The organism is Thioclava sediminum, assembly GCF_002020355.1.
Taxonomy (GTDB): Bacteria; Pseudomonadota; Alphaproteobacteria; order Rhodobacterales; family Rhodobacteraceae; genus Thioclava; species Thioclava sediminum.
The window spans coordinates 1,030,392-1,052,143 of the sequence record NZ_MPZV01000001.1; the positions used below are offsets into that span (position 1 = coordinate 1,030,392).

Below are 21,752 nucleotides of genomic sequence, written 5' to 3' on the forward strand. Positions count from 1 at the left end.
TTGGACACTTTGCGATCGGGAGACAAGCACGCCCCCGCCGAGAGAGGTGGGGGCGCTTAATGGACGTTAAGTCAGATCAGGCGACGAGTTTCGCCGTCATCTCGACGAGGCGTTTCGCCTGATGGGCGATCGCGGCCTTGCCAGCCTCGTCGACGCTCCCGGCATTGGTCGAGAAGCCATAGGGGTTGCCGCCCGCGTTGAAGATCGCCTCGTCGGTATAGCCCGGCGGAACGATGACGCAGCCCCAATGCATGGCCGTGGTGTAGAGGCCGAGGATGGTCGCCTCCTGCCCGCCATGCGCGTTCTGCGCGCTGGTCGTCGCGGTGAAGGTCTTGTTGGCGAGCTTGCCCGCGCCCCAGAGACCGCCCAGCGTGTCGATGAAGGCGCGCATCTGGCTTGCGGAGACGCCGTAGCGGGTCGGCCCGGAGAAGAAATAGCCCTCGGCCCATTCCATGTCGTCGGCGGTCACTTCCGGAATATCGCTCATCTTCTCGAGCTGGTTCTTCCAGGCGTCCTGCCCTTCGACGACGGCTTTCGGGGCCGTCTCGGGAATACGACGCAGGCGCACTTCGGCCCCGGCAGCCTCAGCGGCTTCCGCTGCCGCCAGCGCGACGGCATGGTTGGTGCCATAGGTGGAATAAAAGACGATTGCGATCTTCGGTTGTGCCATTTCTAACTCCTGTGTTGGGAAGGGTCTGAGGGGCAACGGCGCCCTCACCCGTGTTTGATGAACGTGCCGTTGTTGAGTTCAGTGAGCGCCTGACGCAGTTCGTCTTGCGTGTTCATGACGATGGGGCCGTGCCATGCGACAGGCTCCTGGATCGGGCGACCGGTCATCAGCAGGAAGCGGAGACCTTCGTCCCCGGCCTGCACCGTGATCTCGTCGCCCGCGCCGAAGCGGACCAGCGTGCGGTTGCCGGTCATGTCGCGGATATTCAGCTCCTGCCCGCGATACTCCTTCTCGACCTTGATGCCGACGGGATCGCTGGCGTCGCGGAAGGTGCCGGAACCTGCAAACACATAGGCGAGCGCATTGGAGTGCGTGTCGACCGGCAGCACCTTGCGGCGTCCTGCGGGGATCGACACGTCGAGCAGCATCGGATTGGCGGCGATTCCGTCGACCGGACCGGTCTTGCCCCAGAACGAGCCGATGATGACCTTGACGGTCGTGCCGTCATCGTCGCCTTCGATCGGGATGTCGCTGCCGGTGATGTCCTGATAGCGCGGCGCCGTCATCTTGAGCGCGCCGGGCAGGTTCGCCCAAAGCTGGAACCCGTGCATCTGCCCCTTCGCATTGCCCGAGGGCATCTCCTGATGGACGATGCCGGAGCCAGCCGTCATCCATTGCACGCTGCCCGCGCCGAGAAGCCCGCGATTGCCGAGCGAATCCGCGTGCTCCACCTGGCCGTCGAGCACATAGGTGATCGTCTCGATGCCCCGATGCGGGTGCCACGGGAAGCCCTTGGAATAAAGGCGCGGATCGTCGTTGCGGAAATCGTCCATCATCAGGAACGGATCGGTCAGCGACGGGTCGCCGAAGCCGAACACGCGATGCAGATGAACGCCAGCGCCTTCGAGCGCGGGTTGCGCTTGGCTGGTGGCCGAGACAGGTCGAAAGGTCATGGGAGCCTCCAAATATCGTTGGTGATAGTGTGGGGCTTCCTCGGAAAATTTGAATTAGCGAAGGTCCCGCATGTCCTGTGCGCAAGCGCGCAGACGGGCAAAGGTTCCGCAAAAAGAACCGGGCCACCCTAGGGCAGCCCGGTCGTCTTTTACCTTAGCTGATCCTCTCGAGATCAGATGTTACCCTTGGACAGCTCCCCGGCGATGAAATCCGCCTGCCGGATCGCGAGGGCCACGATGGTCAGCGTCGGGTTCTCCGCAGCCCCCGTCGTGAATTGCGAGCCGTCCGAGATGAACAGGTTCGGCACGTCATGGGTCTGGCCGTGCTTGTTCACCACCCCGTCGCGCGGGTTCTCGGACATCCGGTTGGTGCCGAGGTTATGCGTCGAGGGATAGGGCGGCGTCGGGAAGGTCCGGGTCGCCCCCACCGCATCGTAGATCGCAGCGCCACGGGCATAGGCGTGATCGCGCATCGCCCGGTCGTTCGGGTGATCGGTGTAGTTCACATTCGCGACCGGCAGCCCGTAGGCATCCTCGACCTCGTGGTTGAGGGTGATGCGGTTGGTCTCCTGCGGCATGTCCTCGCCCACGATCCACATCCCGGCCATGTTCTCGTAGCTGTCGAGCGCCGAGGTGAACTCGCGCCCCCAGCCGCCCGGATCGAGGAAGGCCGCCATGAAGGGCAGACCGAGGCTGAGCGTCTCCAGCTCATACCCGCCGACGAAGCCGCGCGAGGGATCGTGACGCGCCTCATCGCGGACAATGCCCGCCATCGTCGTGCCGCGCCACATCTTCACCGGCTTGTCGAAGACGCCATAGACCGAGCCCGTGGTGTGACGCATGTAGTTGCGCCCCACCTGCCCCGAGGAATTCGCAAGCCCGTCGGGGAACATCGCCGAATGCGAATTCAGGAGCACGCGCGGGCTCTCGATGGAGTTGCCCGCGACGCAGACGATCTTGGCCTTCTGCATCTGCAGATTGCCCTCCTTGTCGAAATACTCGACGCCGGAGGCCATGCCCTGATCGTCATGCAGGATGCGGGCGACGTGGCAGTGATCGCGCACCTCCAGATTGCCGGTCGCCTCGCCGCGCGGAATATCCGTATAGGCCGAGGACCACTTGGCGCCCCATTTGCAGCCCTGGAAACAGAAGCCCGTCTGCTGGCACGACATCCGGTCGTCATAGTCGATCGAGTTGATCGCCATATGACCGGTATTCACTTCCTCGTAGCCAAGCGCCTTCGCGCCTTTCTCCAACACTTTGAAGTTATTGTTGCCCGGCAGGCCCGGACGGTCGCCGGTGCGGGTCACACCGAGCTTGGCCTCCGCCTTGTCGTAATAGGGCGCAAGCTCGGCCGGATCGATCGGCCAGTCGAGCAGGTTCGCCCCGTCGACATTGCCGTAATGGGTCTTCGTCTTGAACTCGTGGTCCTGAAAGCGAAGGCTCGCGCCCGCCCAGTGGATCGAGGTGCCGCCGACCGCTTTCACGATCCATGCGGGCAGCCCCGAGAAGTCCTTCGCCACCCGCCAGTCGCCGCTCGTGGTGCGCGGCTCGGTCCAGGCGAGCTGGCCGAAGCTTTCCCACTCGTCGTTGATGTAATCCTCGGGCAGATAGCGACCGCCCGCCTCGAGCGCCACGACCTTGACGCCCTTCTGCGCTAGCTCGTTTGCCAGCACGCCGCCGCCTGCGCCGGTGCCGATGATGACAACGACGCTGTCGTCGCTCAGATCAAATTTCGCAACCATGTCTGCCTCCCTTACAGCCAGTCGATGTCGTCAAAACCGCGGTTGATGTAGCCGCCCTTGGAATAGGACTCGCCCTCGTAGCCGAAGATCGGCCAGACCGCTTTCTGGTTGTAGAGACCTGTCACCAGTCCGCCCCGGATCTTCTGGAAGAAGGGGCTCTCCTCCATGCCCCGCAGGATCGCGACGCGATCCTTCTCCCAGCCCGTCTCGAGGTAATTCGCGAAGCCTTTGCCACGTGCCGCCGCATCGAGCGCGGCAATCCCCGCCTCGATCTCATCGGCCGTATCGGCAGTGTCGTAGCCCTTCACCGCGATGACATAATACTGGTCGTCGATCTTGTCGTGCGGGTAGATATCGCGCGCCATCTGCACGAGCGTCGCGAAGGTCGTGGGCTTGAGCGCCGAGAGCTCGGTGGCCCAGGCGGCATTGCGCGCCGCCATGAACCCCGAACCCACGACGAAGCTCGCCCCCGCCACGGTTGCCCGCGCCAGCAGCTGCCGTCTGGTCAGCCCTTTCGAGCTTGCCTTGGTTGCCATTGTCGTCTCCTCCCTGATGTCTCCCTTAGGAAAATCTCACTTGAAGCGGCCTTCGCGCGCGAGCACCTCGATCTGGTATCCGTCCGGATCGGCCACGAAAAAGAACTTCGCGACGACCTCCCCTGCCGGCGCGAATTCCACGAGTTTGCGGGGCGCGAGGCCCTCCGCCTCGAAGCGTTTGTGTTCGGCTTCGAGATCATCGACCGAGACCGCGAAATGGCCGTAGCCATCGCCGAGGTCATAGGGCTCGGTCCGGCCCTTGTTGACGGTGAGTTCCAGTTCGAACTCGCTTTCGGGATTGCTCAGATAGACGAGCGTGAAATCCGGAAAGTCGAGACGGTCGGCGACCTTGAGGCCGAAAGCCTTGTCGTAAAACGCGACCGAGCGGTCCTCGTCGAGGACACGGATCATGGAATGAATGGATTTTGCCACCGGTTGCTCCCGCTGTAGTGCTGTCAGTTGTCCTGAGAGCCTAGCAGCGGGCCGCGGTGGGGCGGGTAGTAGGTCTATACTACCCCTGAAGAATGTTTGACGTCAGGCTTGCGCTTACTCTGCCGCGACCGCGAGCGGGGCGCGATCGTTCGAGATTTCCATGAATTTCAGGCACGCACAGCGCAGCAGCGACGTGAAGTTCGACGGCTCCCCGCGCAGCTCCAGCACTTCCGCATGCAGCGTCGAGATAAAGGTCGGCGTGGACACCCCATCGCGCGCGGCGATCTCGTCGAGAATGTCCCAGAATGCGTTCTCGAGCCGGATGCTCGTGCTCTGGCCGTTGAGCCGCAGCCTGCGCGTCTCGCTGGAATAGCGCTCCGGGTCCTGACCCGCAAAAACATGGCACATATCGTCTCTCCTCCCTCAGATCCGATTGCCGAGGCGAACCAAGATTCACCCGAGACTCAAGAATATGGTCAATCCGGGGCGGGTCAATCGTGTTGTGACAGGGGGGCTGGGCGCGTCGGGCTATCGGGTCGCCCCGAACCCTCCCACGAGGTCACGCACCACGCGCTCCGCCGCCGCCAGCGCGCCTTCCATGTAGCCGCCCATCTCGGGCGCGGTTTCCGAAGACGCGAAATGCACACGGCCCTCACGGAGCCCGCGCAGCACCGACGGCAGGCCGTAATCGGGGTGGAACCTGAGCGGTTCGAGATCGGCCTCCGTCGCCGTTTCGGGCGCGACGGCCCAATCTTCGAGCGCATAGGTCAGCGGCTTGGCCGCCTCCGGCCCGAATATCCGGCCAAGCTGCTCAAGGGCGGCAGCTTTGACCACTTCTTCCTGCCCGATCCGCGCCCGCGCCGGCACGCCCAGAAAGCCGAACAGCGCAGCGGGCGCGCCGTCTGGCCCGGACGCATCATGGATTTCCGCCAGAGGGCCGCGCTGGCTCATCGCATCGCCCGACAGCCCGGCCTCGCGCCAGAACGGTCGCTCGTAGAGAGCGACGAATTTCGCGTGCCCCGCCATCCATGTCGGGATCGCGCGGAGCGCCTGCATCTGCGCCTCGCTCAGCTGCGGCGCGAAAGACATCTGCGCCGCAACGCGGGGCGGCACGGCCAGCACGACATGCTCCGCCTCGCAGGCCCGACCGTCCTCAAGCGTGACCGAGGGCCCTGCCCCGATTTCGACAACGCGCGATCCGGGATGAAGCTGCGCGGCGGGAAGGGCGGCGGCAAGCGCATTCGTCAGCGCGACCATGCCGCCTTCGAGACGCCACGACCCCGCCATGCTGGCAAAGCCCATATTGCGGTGAACCTCGCCGCTCGCATCTTCCAGCGACACCGCGCCGCGCGCGAACTGCTCGAACTTGCGCAGGTTCAGCGCCTCGGTGAGCGCGGCGATCCGGGGCTGGCCGGGCCAGAACCATGACGGGCCGAGATCGACCCTGCCCGTTGCGGTCTCAAGCGCCTTGATCCGACCGCCAAAGCGCGGTCGCGCCTCGAACAGCTCGAAAGAAACCCCGCGCGCGTGCAGATGCCGCGCGAGCGCCAAGCCCGCGAGCCCGCCGCCCACGATCGCGACCTGCGTTTTCATCGAACACCCGTCATGTTGAGAAATCGTTTCCCGTCACTGATCCGGCGCAGCAACGAAGCGCAGGTGCCCCGTCTTGATCCAGAACTCGGCGCCGCCCGGCCCGGCCTGAACCTGCAGTGGCTGCCCGTCAGGCAAGCGCAGCCACGATCCCTCGCGCAGGTCATCGCCACCCTCGGACAGCGTCCCGCCCAGCATGAGCAACTCCATCCCACCCGGATCATCGAGCGACAGGCTCGCATCCGGCGCGAGCCGGAAATAGCGGACGATCTCACGTGCGTCGCGATGAAGTTCAGCGCACTCGACGCCCTCGCCGGTCTGGGTCAGATCGGCCCGCATATCCTTGTGAAACTGATTGCGGTCGTCCGGGTCGAACTGCCAGAGCTTCACGAAGATCGTGCAGCCACCTTCCGATCCCGGCCGGTGCCGGGTCTGCGGCGGATTGCGCACGTAAGTCCCCGCCGGATAATCGCCGCCCTCATCCTGGAACACGCCTTCGAGCACGAGATATTCCTCGCCGCCGCCATGCGTATGCGCCGAGAAACTGTGCCCCGGGGCGAAGCGCACGATGCTCGTCGCCCGCGCCACCTCGTCGCCGATCCGGTCGAGCATCCGCCGCTCGACACCCGCCGACGGCGAGCCGTGCCAGTCGAGCGTGTCGGAATGAACGAGCACGCGCTCCGAGAATTCCGCGTTGATTTCCATCTGTCCTCCGAAATATCTGCCCCAACCCGGGTTGGACTGTCGCGCCGCCCCTAAGCGGCGCGTAATTCCGAGCTATGCTCGGAAGGCAGAATTTCAAATGCTGCGGAGCCGCGAAGCCCCTCGGTTATTCGACGCTGCGCAGATCATCGAGCTGTACCGAGATGACCTCGCTTGGATATTCCGCGGATTTCGGCAGCTCGGCAATCAACGTCGTCGGCCCGCTTCCTGCCTGCGCCACCGCCTGCCCGTCTGGGCCCGCGATGATGGACTTGCCACCGAAATCGATGTCCCGATCGGGACCGGCGTAATTCGCATAGACCACGACGGCCGCGTTCTCATTCGCGCGCGCCCGCACGAGCAGGTCGGGGACGTGATCGTAGCCAACCGGGTTCGCCGTCGGCACGAGGATCAACGCGGCCTTCGCTCTCGCCAAGGTACGTGCGTGTTCCGGGAACTCGATGTCGTAGCAGATCAGCAGGCCGGTCCGGATCCCATTCAGCTCGAAGACGGGCGGCGCCTCCGTCCCGAAGGCGAAGCTCGCCCGCTCCATCTCGCCAAAAAGCTGAATCTTGCGATAGTGCCCGACCCGCTCGCCGGTCTTGTCGAGCACAGACGCCGCGTTGAACACGTCATCGCCCAGCCGTTCGGCCCAGCCATAACAGATCGCGCAGTCGTATTTGCGCGCGATATCGCCCATCGTAGCGCACCACTCTCCCCCGAGCGGCTGCGCCTGCGCGCGATGATCCTCGGGCCGGTTGTAGCCGGGCAAGATCAGCTCGGGCAGCACGACAAAATCGACGCCGAGCCTCGACAGACCGCTCACCCAAGTCTCGATATGCGCAAAAATCTGCGCCGGGTCAGAAGAAAGCGGCAGCGGCTGGACGAGCGCGATTCTCATGTTTGTCTCCATTCTCGACAAACAAGCGTATCGCTTGCGTCGCAGCCCGTCACCCTGAGCAAAGCCGGAAAACTCTGCCTAGGGGCGATAGACGTCTGGAGAGCGGGTCAGAACGAAAACAGCCCCGACAGCCTGTCCAGTTCAATCAAGACAGGAGTTTCGCCTTGGCCTCCCGCAGGGCACGCGCCAGTTCGAGATAGCCTGCATTGCCGTTATTGAGATGCATCAGCTCATAGTGGTCTGCCCAGTGGTCGATCCGCGCACGCGGCACCCGGTCCGACCACGCACCTCGGCGCACCCGGATGGCCCCGTCTTCCAAGCACTCCACTTCGATACGCGGTTCGATCATAACGATCTCCATCTCTAACTCGTCAAGGGCGCAAGAGGCTCACGATACAGCCGGGGCCCTCTGGAAAATTACTTTTTGCGAATAGACAATTGCTGCGAATAACCCACTGGTAACAAAGGAATGGGAACCCGCGCATTGCGGAATTCCTCAGTTTTTTCCGCGGTAACAGTGAATTGACTCACGGCGTGCCGAAATACCCCCTGAGTTGAATGCTCAGCGGGTGGTCCGGCTGGGTCAATTCGGAGTGCCTAGCCTCCGAGCGAGAAACGCCGCAGCAAGATCCGGTGTGGCGATCTGGGGGTAATCCGCCTCGGCAATCGCGACGCCGAAGCGCTGGTTGAGCGCGATCACGAGGTTCAGGATATCCATCGAGTCGAGCTCGAGATCGTCCTGAAGATGGTCCGATCCCGCGATTTCGGCAGGGTCGAGATCGGGGGCGACACGCACAAGCTCCTCGATATAGGCGCTGCGGATTTCGTCTTCGGTCATAGCTCCTCCGGGGTTTGCAGCTTCGCGTCGATCGCGGTCAGGAATTTCGAGCCCAGCCGCCCGTCGCTCACGCGGTGATCCGCGGCGAGGGTCAGCGTGACGGCCTGCGCGGCGATCACCTTGCCGTCGCGCACCAGCGGTTGCGGGCCGGGCGCACCGGCGGTCACGATGGCGACCTGCGGCGGCACGATGATCCCGGCCATCGCCTCGACCCCGCTTTCGCCAAGCGCCGAGAAGGTCAGCGTCGCCATGCTCATCTCCGAGCTTTTGAGCCGCCCGGCACGGGCGCGCATCGTGAGGTCGCGCATCGCCTCCATCAAATCCTGCAGGCTCTTCTTGTCGGCATCGAGGATTGCGGGGGCCACGAGCCCGCCGCCTCTGAGCGCGATGGCCAGCCCGAGATGGATCGCCGCGGAGGGCGTAAACCCATCCTCGCCATAATGCCCGTTCACCGCCTTTTCCTCGTGTGCCGCCAGCGCCATCGCCTTCATCAAGAGCGCGCCCATCAGGATGCGCTCTTCGGGCGGGCGGTCCGCATTGGCGGCGCTCAGCCAATCGCTCGCAGCAGTGACGTCGACCGTGTGAGTGACGTAGTAATGCGGGATCTCGCGTTTGGACCGGGCCATCGCGGCGGCGATCGCCTTGCGCATCTCGGCGAGATAAGCGCCGCGATCTTGCGCCGGGCTCGGTGTCGCGGCGGGTTTCGTCGTCTCGACATCGGCGAGGACGATTGCGCCCCCCGGCCCGCTCCCGGTGAGGCTCTCCAGCGCGATCCCGAGTTCCGCCGCGCGTGCTTTGGCGGCGGGTGATGCGGCGATGCCTGCTGCTGTGGCGGCAGGCGGAGCACTTGGCGGCGCCGCTTCCGCAACGGGCGCGACGGGTTCGGTCGCAGTCTTCGGTGCAACTGGCGGCGCTTCCTCCGTGGGTTCCGCCAGCGCCTCCCCCGGTGCCTGAATAACGGCGAGCGGCGCGCCGACGGGCAAGTCTTGCCCAAGCTCTGCCACCAGCTTCTCGACCACGCCGTCCTCGAAGACCTCGATCTCGATCGCACCCTTCTGGGTCTCGACCACCGCGACGATATCGCCGTGCTTGACCTTATCGCCGGGCTTCACCAGCCATTCGACCAGCTTGCCCGCCTCCATATCCGCGCCGAGCGAGGGCATCTTGAAAACGGCCATCGCGTCACCCTTTCCCGAGCGTCGATTTCACGGCGGCCACGATGGCGGGCACCTGCGGAATGGCGGCGTCCTCGAGATGTTTGGGATAGGGGATCGGCACCTCGGCCGAGCAAACCCGCCCCACCGGCGCATCGAGATGCCAGAAGGATTTCTCGCCGATCCGGGCCGCAATCTCGGCCGAGAGCGAACCGGACCGCCAGCCCTCATCCACGATCACCGCACGGCGCGTGCGCGCCAGCGAGGCCATGATCGTCTCGTCATCGAGCGGCCGCAGGGAGCGCAGGTCGATCACCTCGGCCTCGATCCCCTCGCCTGTCAGCGCTTCGGCCGCCTCCAGCGTCTTCCAGAGCGACCCACCATAGGTGATGAGGCTGACATCCTTGCCCGCGCGCCGGATCGCGGCTTTGTCGATATCGACCGGCCCCGCATTCACCGCGATCTGCCCGGTCATGTTGTAGAGCATGACGTTCTCGAAAATCAGCACCGGATCGGGATCCTCAATCGCGGTCCACAGCATCCCGCGCGCGTCCTCCAACGTGGCGGGCGCGAGAATGCGCAACCCCGGAATATGCGCGTACCACCCTTCGAGCGAATGGGAATGCTGCGCCGCCAGCTGCTTGCCCGCGCCGGTCGCGAGACGGATCACCACGGGCGCGCCGAACTGCCCACCCGACATGTGCCGGATCGTGGCGGCGGTGTTCATGATCTGGTCGAGCGCGAGCAGCGAGAAATTCACCGTCATCACCTCGACGATGGGGCGCATCCCTGCCGCTGCCGCGCCAATTCCGGCCCCGGTGAAGCCGGACTCCGACAGTGGCGTGTCGCGGATGCGATCCTCGCCGAATTCGTCCATCAACCCTTTGGAGACCGCGTAGCAGCCGCCGTATGCGCCCACATCCTCGCCCATCAGGAAGACCCGCTCGTCGCGGCTCATCGCGTCGCGGATGCCCTGCTTGACCGCCTCTCGATAGGTCATCTCGACGGTCTCGGCGCTGGGTTCGGGCGGCGCGGGCGGCGCGGGGCGGTCCTCGGCCATGACGTGCCGGGTGAGCGTCTCGAGTGGCTCCCACTCGCTCGCCTCGGCATAGGCCACGGCGGCTGCGATCTCATCCTCGACGTCCGCCTCGATCTGCGCGACCTCCTCGGGATGCATCAGCCCGCTCTTGTAGAGCCATGACTGGAACCGCACGATCGGCCCCTTCTCGCGCCACGCGGCCACCTCGTCCTTGTCGCGATAGAGCTGGGCGTCGAACATCGAATGCGCGCGGAAGCGATAGGTCAGACATTCGAGGAAATAAGGCTTGCCAGTCTCGCGGATCGCGGCGAGCGCGCGGCGGGTGGCCGCCTCGACCGCGACCACATCCATCCCGTCCACCTGTTCCGTCACCGTGCCGTAGGCCGCCGCCTTGCGCCGGATGTCGGTCTCGGCCTCGGTCCGCGCCAGGGCCGAGCCCATCGCGTAGCCGTTATTCTCGCAGACAAACAGCACCGGCAGCGACCAGAGCTGCGCGAGGTTCATCGACTCGTGGAATTCGCCCTCGGCCACGGCGCCTTCGCCGAAGAAACAGGCGGTGACATTGGGCGCGCCCATCATCCGGTCGCGCAGCGCGAGCCCCACGGCCAGCGGCAGCCCGCCCCCCACGATCGCGTTGCCGCCGTAGAAATTCCGCTCGGCGTCGAAGATATGCATCGAGCCGCCCCGCCCGCCCGAGGCGCCGGTGGCCTTGCCATACATCTCGGCCATCACGCGCTCCATCGGAACGCCACGCACCAGCGCATGGCCGTGCTCGCGATAGGTGGCCACGACGCGATCCTCGGGGCCAAGCCGCGGGATCACGCCAGAGGCCACCGCCTCCTCACCATCGTAGAGATGGAGGAAGCCACGGATCTTTTCCTGCGTGTAAAGCTCGGCGCATTTATCCTCGAAATGGCGCACACGGATCATCGCCGTGAGCAATTCGCGGATGTGGTCATGGGTCAGATGCGGTTTGTCGGCAGTCATGTCTCGTCACTCTCCAGCGTCGAAATATCGCCTTCCGGCAGGCCCAGCTCGCGCGCTTTCAGCAGACGGCGCATGATCTTGCCCGAACGGGTCTTCGGCAGGGTTTTGCGGAACACAACCTCGCGCGGGGCGACCGCCGCGCCGAGCTTCTTGCGCGCAAGGCCCCGGATATCGCGTTCGAGGTCTTCGGACGGCTCGAAGCCCGGATTGAGCGCGACATAGGCCTTCACGACCTCGCCCGCGGTCTCGTCCGGCAGGCCGATCACGGCAGCCTCGGCCACTGCCGGATGCTCGATCAGCGCGCTCTCGACCTCGAAGGGGCCGATCAGGTGACCGGAAGATTTAATGAGGTCGTCGGCACGGCCGACGAACCAGAAATAGCCCTCCGCGTCGCGCATCGCGAGATCGCCCGAAAGATACCAGCCATCCACGAAACACTTCTTGTAGCGCGCCTCTTCGTGCAGATAGGCGCGCATCATCGAGGGCCAGCCGGGGCGCAGCGCCAGTTCGCCGATCTCGCCGGGCTTGCAGTCGCGCAGCCCATCATCGACACGCTCCACGATCCCCGCTTCGATTCCGGGCAGCGGCTTGCCCATCGAGCCGGGATTCACATCCATCGCGCGGGTATTGGCGATCATGATGCCGCCGGTCTCGGTCTGCCACCAATTGTCGTGGAAAGGTTTGCCGAAGACCTCGTTGCCCCAGACCACGGCCTCGGGGTTGAGCGGCTCGCCCACCGAAGCCATGAACCGCAGCGTCGAGAAATCGTAAGGCGCGGCTGCCTCCTTGCCCGCGCGCATCATCATGCGGATCGCGGTCGGCGCGGTGTACCAGACCTCGATCTGCTCGCGCTCAAGGATGCCGTACCAGCGATCGAGATCGAAATCGGCCTCGTCGACGACCATCCGCACCCGGTTCACCAGAGGCGAGATGATCCCGAAGGAGGTGCCGGTCACCCAGCCCGGATCGGCGGTGCACCAGTAGCGCGTGCCCGGCGTCAGCTCGAGCGCGTAGCGGCCTGCGGCGGCATGCATCACCACCGCGTTGTGCACATGAACCGCGCCTTTCGGGCGGCCCGTGGTGCCGGAGGTGAAATGGATCAGCGCGGGATCCTCGGGGGCCGTGCGGACCGTCTCGAATTCTTCGGACGCCGCCGCCATCGCGGGGCCGAGCGCGACGCAATCGTCGGGCGCCTCGTCGCCGATGATAAGCACCAGTTTCAGGGAGGCAATCTCGTCACGCCAGGCGGCAATCTTGCGGCGATAGATCGAGGCGGTCGTGATCAGCGCATTGGCCTCGCCGATCTCGAGCCGCGTGCGCAGGGGTTCAGGCCCGAAGGCGGAAAAGAGCGGCGAGAAGATCATCCCCGCTTTCAGCGTGCCCAGCGCCGCGACGTAGAGATCGGGCACGCGCCCCGCGAGACCGAAAAGCCGGTCGCCCGGTTCCAGCCCGTGGCTTGTCAGCACATTGGCGAAGCGCGCGGTCCGGGCGGCGAGGTCGCCATAGCTCAGGCTTTCTCGCGCGCCGTCCTTGCCCAGCCACAGGATCGCCTCATCCGTCCCATGGCCCGATGCGACATGGCGATCCACCGCCTCGTAGGCGATGTTCAACCCGCCGTCGGGAAAGCCGTCGAGCATCGCCCGCGCGGTGTCCCATGTGAACGCCTCGCGGACCTCATCGGTCAGCGTGGCGGCTGCCCGTTCGGCATCCGACTTCTGGATAATCGCCCAAGTCATCACGCCTCCTCCCAAGGTGATGCCAGTCGATGGGCCGCCCCCTGTCACGAACGGCCATGATCTTCCTTAGGCGAAGACAGGAGGCAGTTTCATTGATGTGGCTCAACGCGAATGTGGAAATTATCTGCGGGTTGCGCGCGATACGACCAGATGCCCCAGCAGCGGCGGCAGCAGGCTCATCGCCCCGGCGAGCGTCAGCCCCGCGATACCGGGCGACGGAAGCTGCAGCACATCCGATAGCCCCGGCAGCCACAACGCCCCGGCGATCAGCACGAGACACAGGACAAGCGCCCCCCAGACATAGGGGTTGCGCGTCACATCGTTGCGCAGGGCGTGGGTGTCGGCCTCGCGCATGTTGAACACGTTCCACAGCTGGCCCAGCGCCAGCGTGACGAAGGCCACGGTGACGGCGGCGGCGGGCGCAAGCTGCAAACCATAGAGCGCGCCTCCGAAAGCCAGCATCGTCGCCAGCGTCACGATGACCCCGAGCGCAATGATGCGCCCCCATTCCCTGCGCGCGAGGATCGGCTCGGTGCGGTCACGGGGCGGACGGCGCATCTCATGACCGTCCCCATGCCCCAAGCCGAGCGCCAGCGCGGGGAAGACATCGGTGACGAGATTGAGAAACAGGATCTGCAGCGGCAGGAGCGGTGAAGGAAGCCCCACTCCCACGGCAATCCCGACCACAAGGATCTCCGAGAGATTGCACGACATCAGGTAGACGATGAATTTGCGGATATTGCCGAAGATCACCCTGCCCTGGCGCACTGCCTCGACGATGGTCGCGAAATCGTCGTCCTTGAGCACCATATGCGCGGCCTCGCGGGCGACCTGCGTGCCGCGCTGTCCCATCGCGATGCCGATATCGGCTTTCTTCAGCGCCGGCGCGTCATTCACCCCGTCGCCCGTCATCGCGACAGTCTCGCCCTCGCGCTGATAGAAGCTGACGAGGTCGAGCTTCGTCGCCGGAGCCACGCGGGCGAAGACGCTGGCTTTGCGCAGGCGGTCGAGCGTTTCCTCCGGGGCGTTTTCCAGATCGAGCCCCGTGAGGTCTCGCCCCTCGATCGCGACCGCACCGTTTCCGCTGATCCCGGCATCCTTCGCAATGCGCGCGGCGGTCTCGGCATGATCGCCCGTCAGCATGATCACCCGGACCCCCGCGCTCTGGCAGGCCGCGATCGCGGGGGGCACGTCCTTGCGCAACGGATCGGCAAGGCAGGCAATCGCGACAAGCGTCAGCCCCTCATAGGGCGCGTCCTCCGCCCCGTCCGTCCGCTTCATCGCGAGGCCGATCCCACGCAGCCCCTCGCTCGCGGCATCCGCGCTCCGCGCGATCCAGTCGGCCTTGTCTTCGGCGCTCAGAGGGCGCGCGCCTACCGGTCCCAGAACCTCGGAGCAAGAGGCGATCACCGCCTCGGGCGCGCCCTTTACCGCATAGAGCGCGCCCCCGTCCGGCAACGCATGGACGGTCGCCATCATCAGGCTGTCGCTCTCGAACGCATGTTGGAGCAGGCGTGGCTCCGCTTCGTCCTCTGTCACCCCCGCCTGTCGCGCCGCACTCAGCAAAGCCAGTTCGGTCGGATCGCCGATCCGGCCCTCATCGCCATCGCCCAACTCGGCATTGTTGCACAGCATACCGATCTTCAACGCGGCGCGCAGACGGTCCTCCGCGACACCGGTCTCCGGCCCGTCCAGATCCACACTCCCCCCATCGAGCAAGACCTGCACCACGCTCATCCGGTTCTCGGTCAGTGTCCCGGTCTTGTCCGTCAGGATCAGCGTCGTCGCCCCGAGCGTCTCGACCGAGGACAGGCGACTGATCAGGGCATTGCGCTGCACCATGCGCCACATCCCGCGCGCAAGCGACAAGGTGGCCACGACGGGGATGCCTTCGGGGATCGCGGCCACGGCAAGGGCGACCCCGGTCTGGATCATACTGGTGAGCGGGTGGCCCTGCGCGAGCCCCGTGACGATGATCGCGACGGCAAGAACGATCGTCAGCCAGACCAGTCGCTGCCCGAGCCGCGTCAATTGATGTTCGAGCGGTGTGGGTTCCGTGCTGGCCGCCATCGCGAGCTGGCTGATCTTGCCGATCTCGGTCTCCATGCCGGTCCGCACCACCACGCCGGTTCCGGCCCCCCGCGTGACGGCCGCTCCCTTGAACCCCATATTGGTGCGATCCCCCAGCACGACGTCGGATGGCAGCGGTTTGGTGGTCTTGAGCACCGGAAGGGACTCGCCGGTCAGCACGGATTCATCGCAATGAAGCCCCGACGCCTCGACGAGCCGCAAATCGGCGGTCACCACATCGCCCGCTTCGAGCATCACGAGATCGCCCGGCACGAGATCGCGGGCATCCACCTCGACCAGCATCCCATCCCGACGGACGCGGGTGCGAACCTCGGCGACGCTGAACAGCGCCTCCATCGAGCGGGTGGCGCGCAACTCGGTGAAAAACCCGATCGCGCCGTTCAAGAGCAGCACGACGAGGATCGCCAGCGCCTCGACGATATCGTTAATGACCAGCGAGAACACCGTTGCCATAACGAGAAGCGCGACGATCACCCCCTGAAACTGATGCAGCAGGATGCGCAATGCGCTTCGGGGTTTGGGACGACGCAGAGCGTTCGGGCCGTGGCGCGCGAGGCGCGTGGCGGCTTCGTTAGCGCTCAGCCCGTTCGGAAAAGGGACGGACAGACGCGCGATCACCGCCTCGGCGGTTTCGGCAAAAGCTGGCGCGGCGTCGGTATCCTGCATCACGAGGCCTTCAGTCATCCCGCGGCGATGGTAAGCCTTTCGGCAGGCAGCGCAATCGCCCGGACTTGGGTAGGGGTGCCACGGGTCACACTCGCCTCTGCCCCCGTCCGCCTCACCCGTGATTCACAAATCGTTGATCGAGATCAATGACGTTCTGCGCCTGTCGTCTCAGCCTAAATCTCGTGTCGGGCTGCGATCATGGACCGCAAACTCGACCGGGAGGAGGAGGAAAACATGCACATTTGTAAAGCCATGATGGCGGCCGTGAGTGTCGCCGGCGCGCTCTCAGCGAGCGCGGCACGGGCGGATGGCACGGTCGAGGTCCTGCACTGGTGGACTTCGGGCGGCGAGGCCAAGGCCGTCGGAGAACTGAAGAAAGCCTTCGAGGCCGAGGGCGGCGAATGGATCGACTCGCCGATCGCAGGCGGTGGCGGCGATGCCGCGATGACGGCGCTGCGCGCCCGCGTCGTGGCCGGCAATCCGCCGACGGCCGTGCAGCTCAAGGGGCCGGGCATTCAGGAATGGGCCGAGCAAGGCGCGCTGAACGACGTCCAATCCGTCGCGGACGAAGGCAACTGGGATGCGGTCCTGCCGCCGGCGCTGGCCGAGATCATGAAATATCAGGGCAAATACGTCGCCGCGCCAGTCAACATCCACCGCGTCGACTGGATGTGGGCCAACCCCGAGGCGCTGAAAAAGGCAGGCGTCGAGGAGATGCCCACGACATGGGACGAGTTCAACGCGGCCGCCGACAAGCTGCAGGCGGCGGGCATCGTACCGCTCGCCCATGGCGGTCAGCCGTGGCAGGACGCGACACTGTTCGAAGACGTGGTGCTGGGGATCGGCGGCGCCGATTTCTTCCGCAAGGCGCTGGTGGAGCTCGATCCCGAGGCTTTGACCTCGGACATGATGGTCAAGTCCTTCGACCAACTGCGCAAGCTGCGCGGCTATGTCGATCCGAACTTCTCGGGGCGCGACTGGAACCTCGCGACCGCGATGGTGATGCGTGGCGAGGCCGGTTTCCAGATCATGGGCGACTGGGCGAAGGGCGAATTCCTTGCCGCCGGCAAAGTGCCGGAACAGGATTTCCTGTGCTGGCCCACGCCGGGCAAGGGCTTCGTGCTGAATTCGGACAGCTTCACCTTCTTCAAGGTGGAGGGCGAGGACCGCATCGAAGGCCAGAAAGTGCTCGCACGGTTGATCATGTCGCCCGAGTTCCAGAAGGTGTTCAACCTCGCCAAGGGGTCGATCCCGGCGCGCACGGACGTGCCGCTCGACGATTTCGACGCCTGTGCCAAGCGCTCGCATGCCGATCTGCTGGCGGCGATCGAGAACGACACGCTGGTGCCTTCGATGGCGCATGAGATGGCGGTGCCGCGCTCGGTGCGGGGTGAGTTCCTCGATCTCGTGACCGCTTTCTTCAACTCTGACATGAGTTCCGAGGACGCGGTCAAGCAACTTGCGGCCGCGATCAAGCGCGCGCAGGAAAACTAGGGCCTGCAATGCCCGGAGGCACGGGGCCCATGGCAAGGTTCGGGCGGGCGCTGGAACGGCGCCTGCCCGCGATCGTGGTCTCGCCGCTTTTCGCGGCGAGCCTGTTCTTCGTTTACGGCTTCATCCTCTGGACGGCCTATATCTCTCTGACCCGGTCGGGAGTGATGCCCAACTACGAGTTCGACGGGTTGAGCCAATATGTCCGGCTCTGGGAGACGCCACGCTGGTATGTGGCGATCCGTAACCTCTTCGTCTTCTCGGGCCTGTTCATCTCGATCTCGATGGCGATCGGCATCCTTCTGGCGATCCTGCTCGACCAAAAAGTGCGCATCGAGGGGGTGATCCGCACGATCTACCTCTACCCGATGGCGCTGAGCTTCATCGTCACCGGCACGGTCTGGAAATGGATGCTGAACCCCGGCCTCGGGCTGGAGCGGCTGATGCATCAGGCCGGGTTCGAGAATTTCAGCTTCGACTGGCTGGTGAACTCTCATTACGCGATCTACACGGTGGTGATCGCAGCCGTCTGGCAAAGCTCCGGCTACGCGATGGCGCTGTTTCTGGCGGGGCTCCGCTCGGTCGATGACGAGGTCCTGAAAGCGGCGGCGATCGACGGCGCGGGGCTGTGGCGCACCTATACCGGCATCGTGCTGCCGATGCTGCGGCCGGTGTTCCTGTCCACCGTCATCATCCTCGCCCATCTCGCGATCAAGAGCTTCGATCTGGTGATCGCGCTGACCGGCGGGGGGCCGGGCTATGCCACCGACATGCCCGCCACCTTCATGTATTCCTTCGCCTTCCAGCGCAGCGAGCTGGGTGTAGCGGCGGCGAGCGCCACGATGATGCTGATGACGGTCATCGCGATCATCGTGCCCTATCTCTACTCGGAACTGAGGAAGACAAGCGGATGAGCGGGCGCAACACAAGCGGGATCGTCCAGCGCCGGGGGCTGCATCACAGCCTGATGCGCGCCGTGCTGTTCGCCGTGCTCGGGGTGTTCTGCATCTACTACCTGATCCCGCTTCTGGTGATGATCTCGACCTCTCTGAAATCGCTGACCGAGATCCGGGAGGGCTCGCTGATCAGCCTGCCGAAAGAGTTCGACTTCAGCGCCTGGGAGAAAGCCTGGAACAGCGCCTGCGTGGGCGTGCGCTGCAACGGACTGGCACCCTATATGTGGAACTCGGTGATGATGACCGTGCCGGCGGTGGCGATCTCGACGATACTCGGCGCGCTCAACGGCTATGCGCTGACCAAGTGGCGCTTTCGCGGCGCCGACACGATCTTCGCGCTGATGTTGTTCGGCGCCTTCATCCCGTTTCAGGTGATCTTGCTGCCGATGGCGCGGGTGCTGGGCCAGCTCGGCCTTGCGGGCACGATCCCGGGGCTGATCCTCGTACACACGGTCTATGGCCTCGCCTTCACCACGCTGTTCTTCCGCAACTTCTTCATCGGGGTTTCCAGCGGCATCATTCAGGCGGCGAAGGTCGACGGGGCGGGCTTCTTCGGCATCTTCTTCCGGCTCGTGCTGCCAATGTCGCTGCCCGCCATCGTGGTCACCGTGATCTGGCAGTTCACCCAGATCTGGAACGATTTCCTGTTCGGCGTGGCCTTCACCATCGGCGACAGCAACCCGGTGACGGTGGCGCTGAACAACGTGGTGAACACCTCGACGGGGGTGAAGGAATACAATGTCGACATGGCCGCGGCGATCATCGCGGCGCTGCCGACGCTGGCGGTCTATGTCGTCGCCGGAGCCTGGTTCGTGCGCGGGCTCTCGGCCGGAGCGGTGAAAGGGTAGCAATGGCAGCGGGAATTTCCCTTCAGGGCGTGCGCAAACGCTTCGGAACGAACGAGGTGATCAAGGGTATCGACCTTGAGATCGAAGCGGGCGAATTCATCGTCCTCGTCGGGCCCTCGGGCTGCGGCAAGTCCACCCTGCTCAACCTGATCGCCGGGCTCGAGACGCTGAGCGACGGCCATATCGAGATCGCCGGGCGGCTGGTCGACGACACCCCGCCGCGCGACCGCGATATCGCGATGGTGTTCCAGTCCTACGCGCTCTACCCGACCAAGACGGTGCGCGAGAACATCACCTTCGGGATGCAGACCCGCCACGTCCCGCGCGCCGAACAGGCCACCGCGGTCGAAGAGTTCAGCACGCTTTTGCAGATCCATCCCTATCTGGACCGCAAGCCCGGTCAGCTTTCGGGCGGCCAGCGCCAGCGCGTCGCGATGGGCCGCGCGCTAGTGCGCAAGCCCGAGGTCTTCCTGTTCGACGAACCCTTGTCGAACCTTGACGCCAAGCTTCGGATCGAGATGCGCACCGAGATCAAGAAGCTGCACCAGCGGTTGGGCAAGACCGTCGTCTATGTCACCCACGACCAGATCGAGGCGATGACGCTGGCGACCCGGATCGCGGTGATGGACAACGGCCATATCCGTCAGGTAGCCGAACCAGGAGAGATCTACGACGATCCGGTGGACCTCTTCGTCGCGAGCTTCATGGGCTCGCCGTCGATGAACATGCTGCCCGGTGCCCTGCGGCGCGATGGGCAGACCGGCGCGCTGTCGGTCGAGGTGGTCGAGGGCACGGCGGGGGCGCTTCGCTTTCCCCTGCCTGCGAGGTTCACCGAGCGGGTCACCGCACCCGATGGACACAAGGTCGTTCTGGGGCTCCGGCCGGAGGCGATCTTCATGGCCGGGACCGAACTGCCCGGCCCCGACCGTTTCGTCTTCGAACGCCCGGTCGATCTGGTCGAGCCGACAGGCCCCGACACGATGATCGTCTTCGCCCTTGGCGAGATCGAGGTGATCGCCCGGGTCCGCCCGGAGGATGCCCTGCCCCCGGGCGCGCCCTTCAGCTTCGAGGTCGATATGGGCAAGGCCAAGGTCTTCGATGCCGAGACCGGCCTGCGGCTATAAGGCGGGCCTTCCTCTCGCCGATTGGCGCAACGCGGCGTTCGGCTATCGTCTTCGCAAGAGGAAACCCGGTGGAGCGTCAAAGCTTAGAGCAGGCCGCGACTTGCGGCGATGCTCGCAGCTTCTCTCAATGTCTTGGCACCGAGGCGGTCCGCAGCGCCCCTTAGACGGGCCTTTACCCCGCCGACGGAGAGCTGCAATTCGTGAGCGACCTGCTTGTGCAGATAGCCCTTGGAATAGAGTTGAAGGGCCTGCATCTGCGCCTCTGTCGGCATCTCGGGCTCGGCTGCATGGATGCGCGACAGCACCGTCTCGATCTCTTCCATCTCGGAGACGTGCAGCTCCCGGTCAGCGCGCGCGAAGATCCCAAGGCTCCGCTTCGGCATCTCCTCCGTCCCATGGATCGACACGACACTTCCGAATTCGAAGCCAAATTTCCGATAGTCGCGCATGAAGTCCGTGCCGACGAAGCTGTCGATGTCCTTCCATCGCGCATAGCCCGAATTTTCCTGACACCAACGCAACAGCGGGTCGGCCAGCGCCAGTCCAGAAAAGGTATAATGATTGATCCAGTCAGCCGGAAACAGATTCAACTCGGCCTCAGGCGCGAAGAAACCCGCCCGCAAAGCGATGTAGCAACCGGCTGGCGCGCGTTCGGCGAAAAGACTTTGAAAATCACTTAGCATCGTGTCGTTTCGATCTTCCATTCCCTCCGAGGGATTTATAGTCACCAAAGAGGAGAGCTCAATTAGGCCAAGCTAGTGCCGCGGCGTTTTGGTCAAGAAATTCTGTCAAGTTTATACAAGGATAGCTGCATGATCGACGTGCATGAAATGCGCCAGAGCTTGCAACGTCTGGGTGAAGTATCTGATTGGAAATTCGCCCTAGGGCTGCACATTCGCTTTGCCAACCCTACGCTGCTCTACCAGACATATCCACAAGAATGGATGAATTTCTACACCGCAAACGGCCTCGTATTCGTCGATCCGACGGTCAAATGGGCGATGACCCACACAGGTATTTGCGATTGGTCCGAGCTCGCGGATCAAGACGAGAGCAATGTGTTCGGTCAGGCCGCCGAATTCGGACTGCGCTTCGGGAAGGCCATCGCGATCGGGGAGACCTCCCGGTCCGCTGGATTTTTTACACACCCTTCGCGGAAGATCGAAGACGCTGAGGCCGAGGAAGCCCGAGCGCTCCTGGAAGAGCTTCACGAGATGACGAAGGGTGTCGAGTCGTTGCCCGAGGGCGAGTTAGAGCGGCTCCGGTCTGAACTCCGTTTCTGAGACGATCCGA

21 protein-coding genes are annotated in these 21,752 nt (G+C 64.6%); 5 read left to right on the forward strand and 16 right to left on the reverse strand.

Annotated elements, in window-relative coordinates; translation table 11 throughout:
• Window positions 1–76 precede the first annotated feature (76 nt).
• The 15 genes from wrbA to BMI91_RS04575 form a co-directional block, all read right to left on the reverse strand.
• Window positions 77–670 carry an NAD(P)H:quinone oxidoreductase type IV gene (gene wrbA / locus BMI91_RS04505; RefSeq protein WP_078604090.1) on the reverse strand — a complete coding sequence of 198 codons (594 nt, stop codon included), beginning with the start codon at window positions 668–670 and terminating at the stop codon, window positions 77–79.
• Window positions 671–714: 44 nt separating this feature from the next.
• Window positions 715–1,623: a pirin family protein gene (locus BMI91_RS04510; RefSeq protein ID WP_078539920.1), complete on the reverse strand. Its 909-nt coding sequence runs from the start codon at window positions 1,621–1,623 to the stop codon at window positions 715–717.
• Between the two features lie 173 nt (window positions 1,624–1,796).
• The gene (locus tag BMI91_RS04515) at window positions 1,797–3,368 is read right to left on the reverse strand and encodes a GMC family oxidoreductase (protein ID WP_078604091.1); all 1,572 of its coding nucleotides are present in this window, start codon (window positions 3,366–3,368) and stop codon (window positions 1,797–1,799) included.
• 11 nt (window positions 3,369–3,379) lie between these two features.
• A complete protein-coding gene (locus BMI91_RS04520) occupies window positions 3,380–3,904 on the reverse strand; it encodes a Twin-arginine translocation pathway signal (protein WP_078599620.1) in 525 nt (174 codons plus the stop codon).
• Between the two features lie 36 nt (window positions 3,905–3,940).
• A complete protein-coding gene (locus BMI91_RS04525; RefSeq protein ID WP_078545828.1) occupies window positions 3,941–4,336 on the reverse strand; it encodes a VOC family protein in 396 nt (131 codons plus the stop codon).
• Window positions 4,337–4,450: 114 nt separating this feature from the next.
• Window positions 4,451–4,744 carry a ribbon-helix-helix domain-containing protein gene (locus BMI91_RS04530; protein WP_038079934.1) on the reverse strand — a complete coding sequence of 98 codons (294 nt, stop codon included), beginning with the start codon at window positions 4,742–4,744 and terminating at the stop codon, window positions 4,451–4,453.
• A 120-nt stretch (window positions 4,745–4,864) separates the two neighbouring features.
• Window positions 4,865–5,929: a flavin monoamine oxidase family protein gene (locus BMI91_RS04535; RefSeq protein WP_078604092.1), complete on the reverse strand. Its 1,065-nt coding sequence runs from the start codon at window positions 5,927–5,929 to the stop codon at window positions 4,865–4,867.
• 33 nt (window positions 5,930–5,962) lie between these two features.
• Window positions 5,963–6,631: a cupin domain-containing protein gene (locus BMI91_RS04540; protein WP_078604093.1), complete on the reverse strand. Its 669-nt coding sequence runs from the start codon at window positions 6,629–6,631 to the stop codon at window positions 5,963–5,965.
• A gap of 124 nt (window positions 6,632–6,755) precedes the next feature.
• Entirely contained in the window at window positions 6,756–7,529 is a 774-nt protein-coding gene (locus BMI91_RS04545; protein ID WP_078604094.1) for a carbon-nitrogen hydrolase family protein, read from the reverse strand.
• A gap of 145 nt (window positions 7,530–7,674) precedes the next feature.
• Complete coding sequence (locus BMI91_RS04550) at window positions 7,675–7,878, reverse strand: hypothetical protein (protein ID WP_143593791.1); 204 nt, start codon at window positions 7,876–7,878, stop codon at window positions 7,675–7,677.
• 234 nt (window positions 7,879–8,112) lie between these two features.
• Entirely contained in the window at window positions 8,113–8,367 is a 255-nt protein-coding gene (locus tag BMI91_RS04555; RefSeq protein WP_078519882.1) for an acyl carrier protein, read from the reverse strand.
• Window positions 8,364–9,545, reverse strand: coding sequence for a dihydrolipoamide acetyltransferase family protein (locus BMI91_RS04560; RefSeq protein WP_078604095.1), 1,182 nt, complete (start codon window positions 9,543–9,545; stop codon window positions 8,364–8,366). Before BMI91_RS04560 ends, BMI91_RS04555 begins: the two co-directional genes overlap by 4 nt.
• Before the next feature lie 4 nt (window positions 9,546–9,549).
• Complete coding sequence (gene pdhA / locus BMI91_RS04565) at window positions 9,550–11,547, reverse strand: pyruvate dehydrogenase (acetyl-transferring) E1 component subunit alpha (protein WP_078604096.1); 1,998 nt, start codon at window positions 11,545–11,547, stop codon at window positions 9,550–9,552.
• Window positions 11,544–13,283, reverse strand: coding sequence for an acetate--CoA ligase (acsA, locus tag BMI91_RS04570; RefSeq protein ID WP_078604097.1), 1,740 nt, complete (start codon window positions 13,281–13,283; stop codon window positions 11,544–11,546). The genes pdhA and acsA overlap by 4 nt, the downstream gene beginning before the upstream one ends.
• Window positions 13,284–13,403: 120 nt before the next feature.
• Window positions 13,404–16,058, reverse strand: a complete 2,655-nt coding sequence (locus BMI91_RS04575; protein ID WP_078604098.1) for a cation-translocating P-type ATPase — start codon at window positions 16,056–16,058, stop codon at window positions 13,404–13,406.
• Between the two features lie 216 nt (window positions 16,059–16,274).
• Between BMI91_RS04575 and BMI91_RS04580 the strand changes: the two genes are divergently transcribed.
• The 4 genes from BMI91_RS04580 to BMI91_RS04595 are packed head-to-tail and all read left to right on the forward strand — an operon-like array spanning window position 16,275 to window position 20,459.
• Entirely contained in the window at window positions 16,275–17,534 is a 1,260-nt protein-coding gene (locus BMI91_RS04580) for an ABC transporter substrate-binding protein (RefSeq protein ID WP_078604099.1), read from the forward strand.
• Window positions 17,535–17,563: 29 nt separating this feature from the next.
• On the forward strand, window positions 17,564–18,445 hold the full coding sequence (locus BMI91_RS04585; protein ID WP_078519888.1) for a carbohydrate ABC transporter permease: 882 nt from the start codon (window positions 17,564–17,566) through the stop codon (window positions 18,443–18,445).
• Window positions 18,442–19,335, forward strand: coding sequence for a carbohydrate ABC transporter permease (locus BMI91_RS04590; RefSeq protein ID WP_078569650.1), 894 nt, complete (start codon window positions 18,442–18,444; stop codon window positions 19,333–19,335). The genes BMI91_RS04585 and BMI91_RS04590 overlap by 4 nt, the downstream gene beginning before the upstream one ends.
• Window positions 19,336–19,337: 2 nt before the next feature.
• Complete coding sequence (locus BMI91_RS04595; protein ID WP_078604100.1) at window positions 19,338–20,459, forward strand: ABC transporter ATP-binding protein; 1,122 nt, start codon at window positions 19,338–19,340, stop codon at window positions 20,457–20,459.
• 83 nt (window positions 20,460–20,542) lie between these two features.
• On the opposite strand, the gene BMI91_RS04600 is transcribed toward BMI91_RS04595, so the two are convergent.
• Complete coding sequence (locus BMI91_RS04600) at window positions 20,543–21,163, reverse strand: autoinducer binding domain-containing protein (RefSeq protein WP_078539936.1); 621 nt, start codon at window positions 21,161–21,163, stop codon at window positions 20,543–20,545.
• Between the two features lie 108 nt (window positions 21,164–21,271).
• Between BMI91_RS04600 and BMI91_RS04605 the strand changes: the two genes are divergently transcribed.
• On the forward strand, window positions 21,272–21,742 hold the full coding sequence (locus tag BMI91_RS04605) for an autoinducer binding domain-containing protein (protein ID WP_078519892.1): 471 nt from the start codon (window positions 21,272–21,274) through the stop codon (window positions 21,740–21,742).
• The last annotated feature ends 10 nt before the right edge of the window (window positions 21,743–21,752 follow it).

Excerpts from the sequence above, each read along its gene's own strand:
- pdhA (WP_078604096.1), bottom strand. The coding sequence starts at position 11,547 with ATGACTGCCGACAAACCGCATCTGACCCATGACCACATCCGCGAATTG.
- BMI91_RS04515 (WP_078604091.1), bottom strand. The coding sequence starts at position 3,368 with ATGGTTGCGAAATTTGATCTGAGCGACGACAGCGTCGTTGTCATCATC.
- BMI91_RS04535 (WP_078604092.1), bottom strand. The coding sequence starts at position 5,929 with ATGAAAACGCAGGTCGCGATCGTGGGCGGCGGGCTCGCGGGCTTGGCG.
- BMI91_RS04560 (WP_078604095.1), bottom strand. The coding sequence starts at position 9,545 with ATGGCCGTTTTCAAGATGCCCTCGCTCGGCGCGGATATGGAGGCGGGC.
- BMI91_RS04590 (WP_078569650.1), top strand. The coding sequence starts at position 18,442 with ATGAGCGGGCGCAACACAAGCGGGATCGTCCAGCGCCGGGGGCTGCAT.
- BMI91_RS04580 (WP_078604099.1), top strand. The coding sequence starts at position 16,275 with ATGCACATTTGTAAAGCCATGATGGCGGCCGTGAGTGTCGCCGGCGCG.
- BMI91_RS04550 (WP_143593791.1), bottom strand. The coding sequence starts at position 7,878 with ATGATCGAACCGCGTATCGAAGTGGAGTGCTTGGAAGACGGGGCCATC.
- acsA (WP_078604097.1), bottom strand. The coding sequence starts at position 13,283 with ATGACTTGGGCGATTATCCAGAAGTCGGATGCCGAACGGGCAGCCGCC.
- BMI91_RS04605 (WP_078519892.1), top strand. The coding sequence starts at position 21,272 with ATGATCGACGTGCATGAAATGCGCCAGAGCTTGCAACGTCTGGGTGAA.
- wrbA (WP_078604090.1), bottom strand. The coding sequence starts at position 670 with ATGGCACAACCGAAGATCGCAATCGTCTTTTATTCCACCTATGGCACC.
- BMI91_RS04520 (WP_078599620.1), bottom strand. The coding sequence starts at position 3,904 with ATGGCAACCAAGGCAAGCTCGAAAGGGCTGACCAGACGGCAGCTGCTG.
- BMI91_RS04530 (WP_038079934.1), bottom strand. The coding sequence starts at position 4,744 with ATGTGCCATGTTTTTGCGGGTCAGGACCCGGAGCGCTATTCCAGCGAG.
- BMI91_RS04555 (WP_078519882.1), bottom strand. The coding sequence starts at position 8,367 with ATGACCGAAGACGAAATCCGCAGCGCCTATATCGAGGAGCTTGTGCGT.
- BMI91_RS04600 (WP_078539936.1), bottom strand. The coding sequence starts at position 21,163 with ATGGAAGATCGAAACGACACGATGCTAAGTGATTTTCAAAGTCTTTTC.
- BMI91_RS04575 (WP_078604098.1), bottom strand. The coding sequence starts at position 16,058 with ATGACTGAAGGCCTCGTGATGCAGGATACCGACGCCGCGCCAGCTTTT.
- BMI91_RS04540 (WP_078604093.1), bottom strand. The coding sequence starts at position 6,631 with ATGGAAATCAACGCGGAATTCTCGGAGCGCGTGCTCGTTCATTCCGAC.
- BMI91_RS04545 (WP_078604094.1), bottom strand. The coding sequence starts at position 7,529 with ATGAGAATCGCGCTCGTCCAGCCGCTGCCGCTTTCTTCTGACCCGGCG.
- BMI91_RS04595 (WP_078604100.1), top strand. The coding sequence starts at position 19,338 with ATGGCAGCGGGAATTTCCCTTCAGGGCGTGCGCAAACGCTTCGGAACG.
- BMI91_RS04585 (WP_078519888.1), top strand. The coding sequence starts at position 17,564 with ATGGCAAGGTTCGGGCGGGCGCTGGAACGGCGCCTGCCCGCGATCGTG.
- BMI91_RS04510 (WP_078539920.1), bottom strand. The coding sequence starts at position 1,623 with ATGACCTTTCGACCTGTCTCGGCCACCAGCCAAGCGCAACCCGCGCTC.